Origin of the sequence: Glycomyces niveus (assembly GCF_017592475.1) — a bacterium.
Taxonomy (GTDB): Bacteria; Actinomycetota; Actinomycetes; order Mycobacteriales; family Micromonosporaceae; genus Glycomyces; species Glycomyces niveus.
This window is the reverse complement of record NZ_JAGFNP010000002.1, coordinates 48,621-63,177: the sequence shown is the minus strand read 5'-3', so window position 1 is coordinate 63,177 and position 14,557 is coordinate 48,621. Positions and strand designations below refer to the sequence as shown.

General features: G+C 70.6%; 13 protein-coding genes. 5 read left to right on the top strand and 8 right to left on the bottom strand.

Annotated features, from left to right (window positions below; all coding sequences use genetic code 11):
* Positions 1–16: 16 nt before the first annotated feature.
* Entirely contained in the window at positions 17–733 is a 717-nt protein-coding gene (locus tag J5V16_RS03205) for a hypothetical protein (RefSeq protein WP_208494566.1), read from the bottom strand.
* Positions 734–830: 97 nt separating this feature from the next.
* Here J5V16_RS03205 and J5V16_RS03200 point away from each other — a divergent pair, with 97 nt between their 5' ends.
* Both J5V16_RS03200 and J5V16_RS03195 read left to right on the top strand, forming a co-directional pair.
* Positions 831–1,418, top strand: a complete 588-nt coding sequence (locus J5V16_RS03200) for a TetR/AcrR family transcriptional regulator (RefSeq protein ID WP_208494565.1) — start codon at positions 831–833, stop codon at positions 1,416–1,418.
* Between the two features lie 88 nt (positions 1,419–1,506).
* The gene (locus J5V16_RS03195; protein WP_208494564.1) at positions 1,507–2,484 is read left to right on the top strand and encodes an NAD-dependent epimerase/dehydratase family protein; all 978 of its coding nucleotides are present in this window, start codon (positions 1,507–1,509) and stop codon (positions 2,482–2,484) included.
* On the opposite strand, the gene J5V16_RS03190 is transcribed toward J5V16_RS03195, so the two are convergent.
* Complete coding sequence (locus J5V16_RS03190) at positions 2,481–3,449, bottom strand: helix-turn-helix transcriptional regulator (RefSeq protein ID WP_208494563.1); 969 nt, start codon at positions 3,447–3,449, stop codon at positions 2,481–2,483. The genes J5V16_RS03195 and J5V16_RS03190 overlap by 4 nt on opposite strands.
* Positions 3,450–3,559: 110 nt before the next feature.
* On the opposite strand from J5V16_RS03190, the gene J5V16_RS03185 reads away from it, so the two are divergent.
* On the top strand, positions 3,560–3,955 hold the full coding sequence (locus J5V16_RS03185) for a RidA family protein (protein ID WP_208494562.1): 396 nt from the start codon (positions 3,560–3,562) through the stop codon (positions 3,953–3,955).
* Positions 3,956–3,999: 44 nt separating this feature from the next.
* Here the strand turns inward: J5V16_RS03185 and J5V16_RS03180 are convergent, their stop codons facing one another.
* Together J5V16_RS03180 and J5V16_RS03175 are read right to left on the bottom strand one after the other, a co-directional pair.
* Complete coding sequence (locus J5V16_RS03180) at positions 4,000–5,625, bottom strand: glycoside hydrolase family 43 protein (protein WP_208494561.1); 1,626 nt, start codon at positions 5,623–5,625, stop codon at positions 4,000–4,002.
* An 89-nt stretch (positions 5,626–5,714) separates the two neighbouring features.
* Entirely contained in the window at positions 5,715–6,320 is a 606-nt protein-coding gene (locus J5V16_RS03175) for an RICIN domain-containing protein (protein WP_208494560.1), read from the bottom strand.
* A 138-nt stretch (positions 6,321–6,458) separates the two neighbouring features.
* On the opposite strand from J5V16_RS03175, the gene J5V16_RS03170 reads away from it, so the two are divergent.
* The gene (locus J5V16_RS03170) at positions 6,459–7,502 is read left to right on the top strand and encodes a LacI family DNA-binding transcriptional regulator (RefSeq protein ID WP_208494559.1); all 1,044 of its coding nucleotides are present in this window, start codon (positions 6,459–6,461) and stop codon (positions 7,500–7,502) included.
* Positions 7,503–7,528: 26 nt separating this feature from the next.
* Here the strand turns inward: J5V16_RS03170 and J5V16_RS03165 are convergent, their stop codons facing one another.
* Positions 7,529–9,331, bottom strand: coding sequence for an RICIN domain-containing protein (locus tag J5V16_RS03165; protein ID WP_208494558.1), 1,803 nt, complete (start codon positions 9,329–9,331; stop codon positions 7,529–7,531).
* A gap of 227 nt (positions 9,332–9,558) precedes the next feature.
* On the opposite strand from J5V16_RS03165, the gene J5V16_RS03160 reads away from it, so the two are divergent.
* The gene (locus tag J5V16_RS03160) at positions 9,559–10,251 is read left to right on the top strand and encodes a hypothetical protein (RefSeq protein WP_208494557.1); all 693 of its coding nucleotides are present in this window, start codon (positions 9,559–9,561) and stop codon (positions 10,249–10,251) included.
* Here J5V16_RS03160 and J5V16_RS03155 read toward each other — a convergent pair.
* From J5V16_RS03155 to J5V16_RS03145, 3 genes are all read right to left on the bottom strand, one after another.
* Positions 10,248–11,234, bottom strand: a complete 987-nt coding sequence (locus tag J5V16_RS03155; protein ID WP_208494556.1) for a LacI family DNA-binding transcriptional regulator — start codon at positions 11,232–11,234, stop codon at positions 10,248–10,250. The two genes, J5V16_RS03160 and J5V16_RS03155, sit on opposite strands and share 4 nt — an antisense overlap.
* Positions 11,235–11,413: 179 nt before the next feature.
* A complete protein-coding gene (locus J5V16_RS03150) occupies positions 11,414–12,361 on the bottom strand; it encodes an alpha/beta hydrolase family protein (protein ID WP_208494555.1) in 948 nt (315 codons plus the stop codon).
* A gap of 283 nt (positions 12,362–12,644) precedes the next feature.
* Complete coding sequence (locus J5V16_RS03145; protein ID WP_208494554.1) at positions 12,645–14,324, bottom strand: cellulase family glycosylhydrolase; 1,680 nt, start codon at positions 14,322–14,324, stop codon at positions 12,645–12,647.
* Positions 14,325–14,557: the final 233 nt, after the last annotated feature.

Here is a 14,557-nt window from a genome sequence, read left to right as displayed (position 1 = left end):
CTACCCCCTGGCAGGTCTAGGGCTTCGCGACCGCGTAGGGCGCGTCGGGCTGCGGCCCGGTGCCCTCATAGGCCGCGATCCACGAGTCGTGGAGCCACATCTGGGTGCCGCGCCGGCCTTGCCCCGAGTCCCAGGCGATGTCGCGCTCGAAGGTCAGGACGCGCCCGTCCGGGCCGATGATGACCCAGGCGTAGAGGCCGCCGTCGTGGTGGAACTTGACCTTCATGCCCGAGACGGTGAGCTCGGTGCCGTCGGCGGCCGTGATCGCCTCGTCGTGCCGCTGCACGAAGTTCACCGAGAGCCCTTCGAGGTAGCCCGGGTCGAGCTCGCGCAGGAAGTTCCGCGCGTGCCGCTCAGCCTCGGCCTCGTCGAGGAGCGCCGCGCCGGCGTCCTCCTCGGTGAGGCGCGTGTACCCGAGGATCGTGCCCTCGGCGTCGACGACGACGGTGGCGTGCGGGCCGCCCAGGCGCATCTCGTCGGGCTGGTGGCGTATGACGGTGACCGCGCGCTCGTCGTGGTGCTCGGTGCGCACGTCGACGATCGCCCAGTCCTTCGGGATCTCCAGGCCGGTGCCCTGCAGCGCATCGGTCTCCAGGTGCATCGCGGTCTGCATGTCGGGCTCCGGAAGGTCGGGTTCGGGATCGGTGTCGTTGGCGGCGTACACGGCCGCTGCGGTGCCGACGGTGACGAGCACGGCGCCCACCGCGACGGCGGTGGCGATTCGACGGGCCATCGGACGGCTCCTTTCAGAATCCAACGGAAACGTTGGAGTTGAGTATAAGCACATCGACCGTAGACTTTCAACGCAACCGTTGGATATGCTTCCCGGCATGGCCTGGAACACCGCTGAGACCAAGCGCAAGCTCAAGGACGCCGCCGTCGCGGAGTTCGCCGCGCACGGCCTCGACGGCACCACGATGGAGAAGATCGCGCGCCGCGCCGGGCTCAACAAGGAGCGGCTCTACTCGTACTTCGGGGACAAGCCGCAGCTGTTCGCCACCGTCCTCGCCGACGAGCTGAACAAGGTCGCCGCGGCCGTGCCGCTCACCGAGATCGAAGGGCCGCAAGCGGTCGGCGACTACGCCGCGGACGTGTACGACTACCATTCCGCGCACCCCGAGCTGACCCGGCTGCTGCTGTGGGAGGGGCTGATGGACCTGCCCGAGGTCCCCGACGAAGCCGCCCGCACCGACTACTACCGGGCCAAGGTCGCCGTCTTCGAACGCGCCCAGCGCGAAGGCCGGATCAGCGGCCGCATCCCGGCCGCCGACCTCGCGTTCCTCGTCCTGGCCCTCGCCGGCTGGTGGTACGCCGTGCCGCAGATGGCAAGGATGATGCACGCCGACAAGGCCTCCGGCGCCGCCTCGAACCGGACCGCGCTCAAAGAGGCCGCCGCCCGGCTCGCAGCGCCCGAGTGACCCCTCGCCGCAGGTCGCCGCTCCCCTGGCACCGGCCCCGGCCCGCCGGTACACTTCGGCGCGTCTCGACCTGATGGGAGCACCAACCATGAAGATCGTCGTCATCGGCGGCTCCGGCCACATCGGCACCTTCCTCGTGCCGCGCCTCGTGCGCGCCGGGCACGAGGTCGTCAACATCAGCCGGGGCACGAGCACCGCGTACGTCGAAGCGCCCGAATGGGAGCAGGTGCGCCAGGTCGCGGCCGACCGCGAACGCCAGGACGCCGAGGGGACCTTCGGCGCCACCGTGCTCGCGCTCGAACCCGACGTCGTGGTCGACCTCGTCTGCTTCACCCTCGAATCCGCGACCGCGCTCGTCGAGGCCCTGCGCGGCCACGTCGCGCACCTGCTGCACTGCGGCTCCATCTGGCGGTACGGCAAGAGCCGCAAGCTCCCCATCGCCGAAGACGGCGAAGGGGCCGAACCGCCGCTCGACGAGTACGGGGTCCAGAAGGACCGCATCGCGCGGATGCTCAAGGAGGAGACCGCATCCGGCGGGCTCGTCACCACCACCGTCCACCCCGGCCACATCGTCGGCCCCGGCTGGCACCCGATCGGCCCGCTCGGCAATCTCGACCCCGAGGTCTGGACGACCATCGCCGCCGGCAAGCCGCTCCGCGTGCCCGGCAGCGGCGCCGAGACGATGCACCACGTCCACGCCGACGACCTCGCCCAGGCCTTCGAACTGGCGATCGCCGACCGCGACGCCGCCGCGGGCGAGGACTTCAACATCGTCGCCCCCACCGCCCTCAGCGTGCGCGGCTTCGCCGCCATCGCCGCCTCCTGGTTCGGCCAGACCGCGACCCTCGAAACCGTGACCTGGGACGAGTTCCGCGCCGGCACCACCGAGCAGCACGCCGAGGTCGCCTGGAACCACCTCGACCGCAGCCAGTGCTTCACTATCGCGAAGGCCAAGGCCCGCTTGGGATACGCCCCCGCGTACGAGCCCGAGGCGGCCGTCCTCGAATCGCTGCGCTGGCTCCTCGACAACGGGCGGATCGAGACGCCGAACCCGCTGATCGCTTAGGCGTACCGGGCCGCGAACGCCTTCGCGCGGGCGTGCAGCGCGCGCCGCAGCGATCGCGGCGCAAGGGCCTCCGCGCCCGGGCCGAGCCGCCACAGCGCCCACTCGGCGTGCTCGGCGTCCTGGTAGACGACCTCCAGCACCAGCCGCCCGTCGGCGTCGGGCTCCTCGGAGTCGGCGCGGACGGCCACCACCGGGGCCAGGAGCGCCTCGCGCTGCGCGGGATCGATCCGCACCCGCACGGTGAGATGGTCCTCGGCCAGGAACCTCGCGCAGCGCTCGCGCCAGATCCGGTCGAGGTCCACGCGCTCGGGCCGCTCGGCCGGCTCCGCGAGCGCCTCGGCCGCGAGGCACCGCGACAACCGGTAGGTGCGGTCCGCGCCGTCCCTCGTCGCCAGCAGGTATCCCTTGTCCCGCACGGTGACCAGCCCGAGCGGGTCCACGGTGCGCCAGCGCGGTTCGCCGTCCCTCGCGGCGTAGTGGAGGCGGAGCCGTCGCCCGTCGAGCACCGCGCGCCTGACCTCGAGCATGACCGCCTCGGGGATCGCCTCCGCGGCGTGCCGCCGCGAGAGCAGGTCCGTCTCCGGTTCGACCAGGAACCGGCTCGCCGCGTCCCCGACCGCCGCCTGGTGCCGCTCGGGCAGGGCGTCGACCACCTTCCGCATCGCCGAGGCCAGCGCCGAGCCGAGTCCGAACGCCTGCTCGCCGCGGCCCGACCCGGCCGTCAAGAGGGCAAGGGCCTCTTCGTGGTTGAGGCCGGTCAGCTCGGTGCGGAAGCCGGGCAGGAGGGCGAAGCCGCCGTGGCGGCCGCGTTCGGCGTACACCGGGACGCCCGCAGCGGAGAGCGCTTCGATGTCGCGCAGCACGGTGCGGGTGGAGACCTCGAGCTCGGCGGCGAGGGCGTCGGCGGTCATGCGCCCGCGCTGGCGCAGCAGGAGGACGAGGGAGACCAGGCGGTCGGCGCGCATGCCGGAATTCTAGTGGGAATACCTGACACAGGATGTCGTGATTCCTTGGGAGGCTCGGTTCCGCGGCGGCAAGGTGCCGCCGCACTTCATGGAATGGAGCCGATGTGGCGATGGAACGAACCGCGGTCAACCCGGTGGAGTGGTCGCTCGAGCTGGGGTTCAACCAGGGCGAGCTGGTGACCGGGGCGTCCCGGACCCTGTACTGCTCGGGGCAGACCGCGATGGACGCCGACGGCAAGCCGCAGCACGAGGGCGACATGGGCGCGCAGCTGGCGCTCGCGCTCGACAACCTCGAGGGCGTGCTCGGCGCGGCGGGCATGTCGCTCGCGAACCTGGTGCGGCTCAACGTCTACACGACGGACGTCGACGGGCTGTTCCCGCATTACGGCGTGCTGGCCGCGCGCCTCGGCGCGGCCGGGGCCGCGCCCGCGTCGACGATGCTCGGCGTTACGCGCCTGGCCCTCCCGGGCCAGATGGTCGAGCTCGAGGGCACCGCGGTGGCGTAGCCGGCCGGGCCCCGCGGCGGTCAGACCGCCGCGGGGCCCGCCGGTCAGGGCGTGGCGACTTCGAAGCGCCGCACGGTGATCGCGCCGCCGAGCGCCTGGGTGGCGTGGTTGAAGACGGCGAAGCGGTAGCCCATGAAGAAGGTCCAGTTGCTGTTGAGGGTGAACGCGGGGCCGAGCGGGACGAAGTTCGAGCCGTCCTCGCTGTAGGAGAAGACCGCCTGGCGGCCGGAGCCTGGCCGGATGTCGGCCTTGACGCGCAGCCAGACGCGGGTGCCGCACAGGTCGGCGCGGGCGCGTTCGGTGCCGGTGCCGGTGGTGTTCCAGGAGCCGTCCATGGTGAGGCCGTCGGTCATGGACAGGCGGGTGACGCCGTTCTCGCGGCGCAGGCCGATCCAGGCGGAGGCGTCGCGGAGCATGGCGAGGCCGGCGCGGTCGCCGTTGGCCATCGCGGACGGGTCGATCTCCACGGTGGCCGTCGAGGTGGGACCGGGGATGCGGTGGGTGATGGTGTTGCGGGCGTTGTAGAGGTCGTTGGTGACCGTGGCGGTCTGGAGGCGCAGGCCGTTCCCGGTGGTCCACTTCGTGTTGTCGGGGTTGTGGTTCCACTCCCATTTGGCGGCGAGGGTCGCCGAGGTGAAGGTGTCGGCGCCGGTCATCGGGGGCACCGGGTGCGGGGTGAGGTTCGGGAACGGGTAGGTCTGGCCCCAGGCGCCGTTGACGGTGGTGACCTGCGGCAAGCCGTCCGAGGTCCAGGTGATCGGGGCGAGGGCGGGCATGCGGCCGCCGGGGTAGGCGTCGACGAAGGCCATGTAGTACCAGGCGCCGCCGGGGGTCGAGACGAGGCCGCCCTGGTGCGGGACGCCGCCGCCGGCGATGGGGCCGCGCATGTCGAGCAGGACCTGCCGGAGTGTGTAAGGGCCCCAAGGGGACGAGGCTTTGAGGATGTACTGGCCGTTCGCGGGGCGGGTGAGGAAGATGTAGTAGTTGCCGTTGATCTTGTAGAAGCGGGCGCCTTCGAGGGTGCCGATGTTCGACGGCGTCGAGAAGACCTGCTGGTTGCGGACCTCGGTCTTCCCGTCGGCGGAGAGCTGGGCGACCGAGATCTGGGTGTTGCCGTACGCCACGTACATGGTGTTGTCGGTGTCGATGAGCATGCCGGCGTCGTAGTACGCGCGGGAGAGCTGCGCGTGCTGCGTCCAGGGCCCGGCCGGGTTCGTGGCGGTGTACATGTAGGACCGGGCGAAGTCGATCTGGCCGAGCCAGTAGTAGCGGGACTCGCTGGGGCGGTATGCGAGCGTCGAGGCCCAGATGCCGCGCACGTAGCCGCGGCCGCCGCTGAGGTCGTACTTGGCGCCGAAGTCGAGCCGGGGCACGGAGTGGCCGATGAACTCCCAGTTGACGAGGTCCCGCGAGTGGAGCACGGGGGCCCCGGGCGAGTAGTGCATGGTCGAGGCGGTCATGTAGAAGTCCGCGCCGACGCGGATGACCTCGACGTCGGCGAAGTCCTGCCACACCACGGGGTTCGTGAAGGAGGTCTGCTGCGCCTCGGCCTGGCCGAGGGCGTAGGGGGCGTACACGGCGGCTGCGGCTCCGGCGGCTAGTCCCGCGCCCGCGATGAGCAGGCGGCGGCGGTCGGACGAGTGGCGGAGTGCGTGTTCGATCCAGTTCACGGTGGTGCTCCGGGTTTTCCTCGAGGTCGGGGAGGGGCGGTCGGTTCGGTATCGCTCGATGGCACCGACCGCCCCATGGGGGATCGGGCTCAGGCCCCGCCGATGTCGGCGAGGACGGTGTCGGCGCCGCAGGTGACGCCGACGGGGGTGAGCGTCCACTGCTGGTTGGCCGCGCCGGTGGGGGCGTACTGCACGATCGGCGCGCCCGCGCTAGTGGACCAGTTGTGGACGTCGAGGGCTTTGCCGGAGTGGCGGTTGACGATCGAGTAGTACCCGGCCGCATCCCTGGTGACCTTCCACTGCTGGTTGGCGCCGCCCGTGCCGGTGTACTGGGCGACCGTCGCGCCGTCGGCGGTGCTGGCGTTCCACACGTCGAGCACCAGCCCGGAGCCCCGGACCTGGATCTTGTGGTAGCCGGTGCCGAGGTCGATGAAGCGGAACTGCTGGTTGGTGCCCTCCCAGTTCGTGTACTGGGTGAGGATCGCGCCGGTCGCCGTGGAGGCGCCCTGGATGTCGAGGACGAGGCCGGAGTGGCGGGACTGGACGGTGTACCAGTCGCTGGCGGTCGGCTGGGCCTCGGCGCGGTCGGCGGCGAGGCCGATCAGTGCGGCCGTGGCGAGCACGACCGCGGCCGCCACCGCTCCGAGGGCACGGGCCCACCGGGAGAGGAGGGCGATGTCAGGTGCCGGTTGCATCGGGACTCCTTGATCCGAAATTTTCGATTGAGGTATCGAAATTTCCGATTACAAGTTATCGATAAGCATCGATCCCTGTCAAGTCGGCGCGGCACATCGACCCGGACCGTCCGGCACGACCGCCGCTAGAATCCTCGAATGGACTCCTCCCCCGACGCCGCCGCCGACCCCGCGCCGCAAGGCGAACCGTTCACGATCGCGCAGCTCGCCGAACACGCGGGCGTCTCGGTGGCCACGGTCTCCAAGGTCGTGAACGGGCGGCTCGACGTCGCGCCCGAGACCCGGGAACTGGTCGAGACGCTCATCCGCCGCCACGGCTACCGCCGTCAGAAGAAGGCTTCGCGTCCCGCGCCGCTCATCGAGGTCGTCTTCCACGAGATCCGCGGCCTCTACCCGGTCGAGGTCATCAACGGCGTCAGCGCGGTCGCGCGCGCGAACGGCCTGGGCATCGTGGTCTCCGAGCTCGGCGGCAGCCACACCCCCGGCCGCGGCTGGGTCGAGGACGTCCTGGCGCGCCGCCCCGTCGGCGTCATCCCCGTCTTCTGCGGCGTCACCCCCGACCAGCGGGAGCGCTTGCGCGCCAGGGAGATCCCGATCGTCGCGGTCGATCCGACGGGCGAGCCCGACCACGACGACCCGTCCGTGGGCACCAGCAACTGGAACGGCGGCCTGGAGGCCACGAGGCACCTGCTCGAACTGGGGCACCGCCGCATCGCGGTCATCACCGGGCCGGAGAAGGTACTCGCGGGCCGGGCCCGGCTCGACGGCTACCGCGCCGCCATGGACCTGGCCGGCGTCCCGGTCGACCCCGAGCTGGTGCGCGTGGGCGACTTCCAGATAGAGGACGGCCGCAAGTTCACCCGCGACCTCCTGCGCCTGCCTGACCCGCCCACCGCGATCTTCGCGTGCAACGACGGCGAGGCCCTCGGCGTCTACCAGGCCGCCGCCGAGGCCGGTGTCCGCATCCCCGAGGACCTGAGCGTCGTCGGCTTCGACGACCTCCCGATGGCCGAGTGGAACATCCCGCCGCTCACCTCGATCCGCCAGCCGCTCCATGACATGGCCGAGACCGCCGCGCGGATGCTCCTCGAGCTCGCGGCCGGGCGGGTCCCGCCCAGGCGCCGCGTCGAGATCGCCACCGAGTTCGTCCTGCGCACCAGTACGGCCCCGCCCGCCCGCTGAACCGCGCGGGCGGGCGGGACGCCTGGTCAGCCGAGCGACCACCGCTGGTTGGATCCGCCGTGGCAGGTCCACAGCACCGCCTGCGTGCCGTTGGCCGTAGCGGCTCCCGAGACGTCCAGGCACAGGCCCGACAGGGCGTTCCTGACGGTGCCGTCGGACTGGAGGGTCCAGCGCTGGTTCGTGCCGCCGTGGCAGGACCAGATGATCACCGGCGTGCCGGCGGTGGTCTGGTTCTCGTAGGCGTCGAGGCAGCGCCGCGACGCTCCGCTGTAGACGGACAGTTCACCGCTCGCGCTCAGCGTCCACTGCTGATTGGCGCCGGTGTGGCAGTCCCAGATCTGGAGGCGGGTCCCGTTGGTCGTGGCTGAGTTCGGCACGTCCAGGCAGCGGTTGGACGCGGCCGAGCGGAGCTGCCCGGTGTCCTCGCCCCCGCCGCCGGTGGCCGGGGTGAGGTAGACCGAGTACGCGTCGCGGGCGTTCTGGATGTTGACCGGCACGGTGATCGAGCCGTTCGCGGCGCTCACATCCTGGCTGTAGACGACCTGCGGCGCGGCGAGCGGGGCCGCCTCCGGGATGCGGTTGACCGTGACGTGGACGTTCCCGCCCTCGGTCAGCCACGGCACCGAGGCCAGCCCGTTGAAGGTGACCGAAGTGGACCCGGTGGCGCCGTTGATGTTCCCCAGCACGGCCACCGCCCGGCGGGCGGCCTCGTCCTTGGCGGCCGAGATCGCGGTGCCGTTCACCTGGCCGGAGGTCTGGACCAGCCGCCCGGTCATGTCCGCGTAGGACTTCATCACCCACCAGTTGCCGGTGGGCTGCCAGGTGCCGCCGGACTGGGTCAGCAGCCCGGTCAGGTTCGGAGTGAGGCAGCAGAACCAGTTGCCGCGGATCGCGTTGTCGTAGTCGGACTGCGCGAACCGCGCCAGGTACCACGCGGTGACGTTGGCGGTCTGCATGTTCTGGGGCTGGTACTCGTTGGCGGACAGCGGCAGCGCCGGGATGCCCTGTGCGGAGAGCGCGGCGAGCGTCGCGTCGCCCACGGCCACCGGGTCGTCGACGTTGCCGAGGGTGTGGTTGGCGATCATGTCGGGCAGCGTGCCGGCGGCCTTGACGTGCGAGAGGAACGTGCGCCACTGCTCGGGGCGGCGGTCGGGAGTGTACGCGAAGGACGGGCCGACGATCTCGGCGTCGGGGTCGACGCGCTGAATGGTGCGGACCGCGGTGTCCCACATCTGGAAGTACTGGGGGCTGTTGACCCCGCGCGTCCAGAAGATGTCGATGTCGGGCTCGTTCCAGATGTCGTAGGTGATCGGCAGGCCGGTGTCGCGCAGCTGCGCGACGACGGTCTCGAGGAAGGTCACCCAGTTCGAGCAGTTGCCGTTGTCGCAGGGGTACATGGTGTTCGCGGGCTGGCCGCCGTACGCGCCGTACATGTCGCTGAGGATCGCCTGGTACTGGGCGTTGTAGGGGGCGGCGGTGAACCGCCGCGCCTGGGACGTGATCGAGGCGAGCACGGCCTGGGTCGCCTGGCCGTTGCGGTACCCGTCCTGGATCCAGCCGCGGGAGACGTGGCCGCCGCCGCGGAAGGCGTTCATGCGCAGGGGGTCGAGGAGTGAGGCGGGCGGCTGGGAGCCGTCCGCGTTGACGCCGTAGAGGAAGCCGAGCCCGACCCCGGTCGAGGGGCCGGCGTCGGAGGCGAGGTTCACGGTGAGCCCGCTCTGCGCCTGCGCCGCCTGCGGGGCGAGGAGCTGGGCGGACAAGACCATCAGGAAGGCGAGGAGGACCGCGGCGGCGCCGCGGCCTCGGACTGTGAGCGCTCTCAGTCTCATGGATGCTCCAGGTCGGTGAGGTTTCTCGGATGGGGTGGCCGAAGCCGGGAGGCGCCGCGGTCGCGGCGGGCGCGGGCGGGGACCGAGGGTGCCGCGCACCGATTCATTCGATGTTTCGACCGAACGTTTCGATCCACATACCATAGACAGATGTCGATATTCGGTCAACCCGTGCGAGGACGATGTGGAGCGCGGGCGGTGTCGGCGGGGCCGGATAGGCTCCGGCCATGCCGAACTCCTCGTACCTGTGCACCACCGACGCCGAATCCCTCTACCCCTCGACGACGGTGGCCGACTTCGAGCCGTCCACGCACGTCGTCGCGTGCGACGCCCGCTGCGTCCCGCTCCTGTGGCTCGCGCTGTTCCGCGCCGCGGACATCAGGACCCAGACGATCGTGATCGAGGCCGACCCCGACGCCGTGTTCTACGAGTTCGATGAGGCCACCGGCGACTTCGTCGAGACGGACGAGGAGGACGAGGACGAGGTCGTCGAGGCGGTCGCGCCGCTCGTCGCCAAGGAGCGGGCGCTCGCGCAGCTCGACGCCGCCGTGCCCGCACTCAACCGGCTCTTCGAAGCCGAAGGGCCCCTTGACGGTCACGCGGCGATGCTGCGGCAGGCCGTGGCCGCCGCGCCCGGGAGGTTCATCACGATCGAGCTCGACGAGATCGACGGCCTCTGGGAGGAGGGCACCTTCCAGCCCGCGCTCCGCGCCGCACTGTCCGCCATGGACGCGAGCGCCGACCCGGTCGCCGAGCGCGCCAACCTCGTCGAGATCGCGCAGCTGCGCGCCGGCCGCGCCTTCCCGCCGGCCCGCTTCCTGCTCGACGGCCGCGACGCGGCGGACGACGACCTCTGGAACTTCGTGCGGCTGCTCGGCACCGCGTTCAGCGCCGAGGTGCCCTGGGAGCCGAGCAGCTAAGCCGACTGTCGCCAGAGCATCTTGGACGCCACGACCCGGTTGATCGAGTCGAGCCGCGCAAAGTCGGCGGCGGCCAGCGCCTCCACGATGTCGAGGGTGTGCGCGGTGAGCCCCTTGCGGTCCATCGCGATCGAGGTCAGCGGCGGGTCGACCGCCTCGCCGAGCGCCAGGCCGTCGACACCGACGATCCGCACGCTGCCGGGGACGTCGATGCCGAGCGCGTGGGCGCTCTGGACCGCGCCGAGGGCCATGAGGTCGTTGAACATGAGCACGGCGTCGGTGTCCGGGTGGCGCTCCATGAGCCGGGCGAAGGCCCTGCCGCCGCCGGAGATCGACTCTTCACCGCGGACGACGGCGGTGAGCTGGTCGCCGACCTCCTCCTCGAACCAGCCGCGGCGCGGCGAGGGACCGTAGACGCCGCCGATCTCCTCCGAGTACGAGGAGTCGACCATCCCGAACCGGCGCGCGCCGCGCTCGCGGAGGGTGCGAATCGCTTCCACCACACCGGATCTGAGGTCGATTTCGACCGAGTGGACGCCGGGGAGCGCGCTCGGGGTCTCCAGTCGGACCACCGGCAGGCCCTTGGCCACGGCCAGCAGCTCCTCGTCCGGACCGGTGAAGTGCCCTATCACGACGTCGACCTGGTTCGACAGCAGGTTGATCGCCTCCGCTTCGGTGCCGGAGGAGGCCATGACGACCTGCCAGCCTCGTTCGGCGGCCGCTTCGACCAGGTCTCCGGCGAGCTCGGTGAAGTAGGGGTTGCGGAACGAGGCCACGACCAGGCCGAGCGCGTGGGTCTTCTGCCTGGTGACGAGGTTGCGGGCGAACCGGCTGGGGCGGTATCCGAGGCGTTCGGCGGCGGCCAGGACCTTGCGGCGGGTCGCGTCGCTGATGTCCCCCATGTCGTTCATCGCGCGGGTGACGGTCTGCCGCGAGACCCCCGCCTCCGCTGCGACGTCGAGGATCGTCACCCGTTTGGCCACTGCATTCCCTTTCGCTCCACTCGCCGTGCCGGTGCTCGATCGGCGGTGCTCAATTCGACCATGACGCGCCCGCCGGGCCCGCAGTGGATGCGGGCCCGGCGGGCGCGGACGCTGGTCAGGCGACGGAGGCCGGGGTGCGGCGGCGGCGTGCGGCCACGCTGTCACACGCTCCTCCCCGCTCATCCCCTGACGCCGAGGTCGGCCTCCCAGACGACGCCCGGGACGGCGGCGTCGTCGGCGAGGCGGTCGCGGGCGGCGGTGTCGCCGTACAGGCCCCACCGCATCCAGTCCAGATAGGTCTCCAGCGTGGCGCCCGCGTTGGGGCCGCCCCAGATGTACTCGTGGTGGCCCACGCCCGTGTGCGTCATGAACGCCTTCGGCGCCGGCAGCTCCGCGTAGGCCTGGCGCGCCAGGTCGAAGTGCGTGAGCGTGTCCTGGTCGCCGTGCACGAACAGGACCTTCGCCTTCACGTTCGGGGACGGGTCGCCCATGTCGATGCACGCGAACGGCACCGCGGCGGTGATCCGCGGGTCGGGCCACGCGGAGAGCAGGCCGTGGGTCGTCATGCCGCCCAAGGAGTGCCCGGCGGCGCCGACGCCCGCATCGACGGCCATGCGGCCGGCGAACGGGTCGCCGGCCGTGTCGTTCAGCGCGAGCGTCCGCGTGATGACCTCGGAGACGTCCTTCGACTGGTTGCCGTTGTAGACGTCGCCCACGTTGCCCTCGGTGCCGCCCGAGGTGGTCGGGAAGACCGGCGCGGGGACGATGAACCCGGCTTCGGCCAGCGGGAGCACGAGCGCCCCGTAGCTCTCGGGGCTGCCGCCGAGGCCGTGGCTGAACTCGCAGACGGGGAAGACCCCGTCAGCGAGCGGCGCGTCCCGGACCGGTCCGCCGCCCGCGGCGCCGGTGGCGGGGTAGAAGATGCGCGTGGTGAGGCGGCGGTCGCCGCGGTTCCACTGGAACTCGCGCACGCCGACCGCGAACGGATCGGTCGGCGCGGCTTGGCGGGGCCGGCCGTGGCCGGGCCGCGGGCCCGCGAGGGCCTGGCCGATGCCGAGCGCGGAGGCTCCGGCGGCGGCGGTGCCGGCGAGGCCGAGGCTCAGGAGGGTGCGTCGTCGCATGGTCATGTCGTCGCTCCTCAGCGGGTCGCGGCCGGGAGGCCGAGTCGGTGCGGACGGGGAGCAGCGGCATGCCGGGGGCCGGTACTCCGTTCGGGCGTGGAGGCGATTCGGTTGCGGCGCATAGGCGTCGTCTCTCCTTCGTTCGCAGTTTTCGGAGCGGTCTCCGAAACCAACGGTTCCAAACTATAGATATCGTTCGATATCGGGTCAAGACGTGAAGGTGGAGACCCGTAAGGCGAAGGCGGGCAGGGGCGGCGCGAGTGCGCCGCCCCTGGTCGTCCGTATGCGGTTAGGCGACGGTGCCGGTGACGACGTCACCGTTCTTGGTCACGGTGTACTCCATGACCGCGCCGCTCCAGAAGTAGAACGTCAAGGTCACGGGCGCGCCCTCGTCGATCTCGGCCAGCATGTCCTTGGTCAGCTGGATCGTGTCGTTCTTGTAGTCCGGCCGGAAGTGGTCCCAGAACCCCTTGTAGGTGGTCCAGTCATGGGGCCCGGCGCCGGTGCCGTCGGCATAGACGGCCTCCATGGTGGCCAGCTGGTCGCCGTTGAACTGCGTCGGGATGAACAGCGACTCGGCGGTGCCGGTCGCGTCCTCCTGCACAGGGTTCTCGTAGCTGATGACGTTCAGCTTCCACGGCATGCCCGCGGAGAAGCGGACCTCGAGCTGCGCCTTGGTGCCCGGCGCGCGGTCGCCCAGGATGCGGCTGAGGACCTTCGCCTTGACGGTGAGGGTGTCGCCCTCGAGGGTGTAGTCCTTGCCCTCCTTCAGCTTCGTGTTGCCGAAGTACAGGCCCGAGAAGTCCAGGCCGTTGTAGTTGAGGGTCACGGACTTGTCGGTGACCTTGTCGGTGGAGTCGACGAACACGAGGTCCGACGAGGCCGTGCCCGAGCGGGTGGTCCAGCCGCTGGCGGTGTACTCGTACTCCTCCTGGTCGCGCCACCGGTGGGTGAAGCGGTCGTAGAGGGTGCCGTTGTCCCACAGCATCGTGGTGATGCCGCTGGTGCGGGCGAGGTAGGTGAAGTGCTCGAAGAACTTCAGGGCCTCGCCGCGCTCGACCTTGCGCTGGTAGTTGTCGAGCAGGCCGTACTCGCCGATGATGACGGGGATTCCCTTGGAGACGAACGTGTCGACCTGGCGCTGGAAGTCGCCCTCCAGAATCGCCTGGTACTCCTCGGTGTACTTGGTGCCGCCGGCGATGTTGACGCTGAAGGGCCAGTAGCCGTATTGGTGCGTGGTCGCGGCCAGCATCGGGTCGTCCAGCGCCTCGATCTCGGCGGCGAGTGCGTCGAGGTGCTCCTGCGCGGCGTTGGTGTGGACCGTCTCCAAGACCAGGAGGCGATCGTCGTTGTCGCCGCCGGAGTTCCGGACGATCTCATGGAACGAGGTGTTCAGCTCGGCCATGAGGGCGTGATTCTCCTCTGTGCTGACATCGTTCCAGCCGACCTCGTTCATGGCCTCGAACACCAGCTCCTGCGGGTAGTCCTTGAAGGTCTCCGAGATCTGGACCCAGGTCGCGTCGAACTGGGCCAGGACCGCGTCGTGCTGGGCGGGGTCGGAGAACTTGTTGAGGTACTGCCACGAGTCGTGGTGCGTGTTGATCATGACGTAGAGGCCCTCGGCGAGCGCCATGTCGACGACCGCTTGGACGCGGTCCATGACCTTCGGGTCGATCTCGTAGTCGGGTGCGGGTCCGGTGTGGGTGTTCCAGCTGACGGGCAGGCGGATCGAGTTGAAGCCCTCGGCGTGGATGGACTTGAAGAAGTTCGCGTCCGGACGCGGGTTGCCCCAGGTGGTCTCGTCGGCGTTCTCGTCGCCGCAGCACATGGAGTCGAAGGAGTTGCCGAGGTTCCAGCCGGGCTGCATGGCCGCGACGATCTCCTCGGCGGTCTGCGGCTCGGGGTCCTGCGCCTGGGTCGCGGCGGGGACCGCCAGCAGCGTGAGGGCGAGAGGGGCCGCCAGGAGCATCCTCATTGCCTTGCGTATCAAAGGAGTTTCCCCTTTCAGTGCACCTGGGACGGTCCGCGACGCAGCCGCGGGGAGGTGCGGGATGGGTGGGTGCCGACTCGGCTCCAGACGGGATGCCGTGGGGCGAGATATGGAAAGACTGCAATACCTCGCTGGCCGTGTCAATGTTTGGACGGCCGATGAAACTAAAATTTCCGGAACCGTGACCTTGCCGGTCGACTGGCAAATAGATC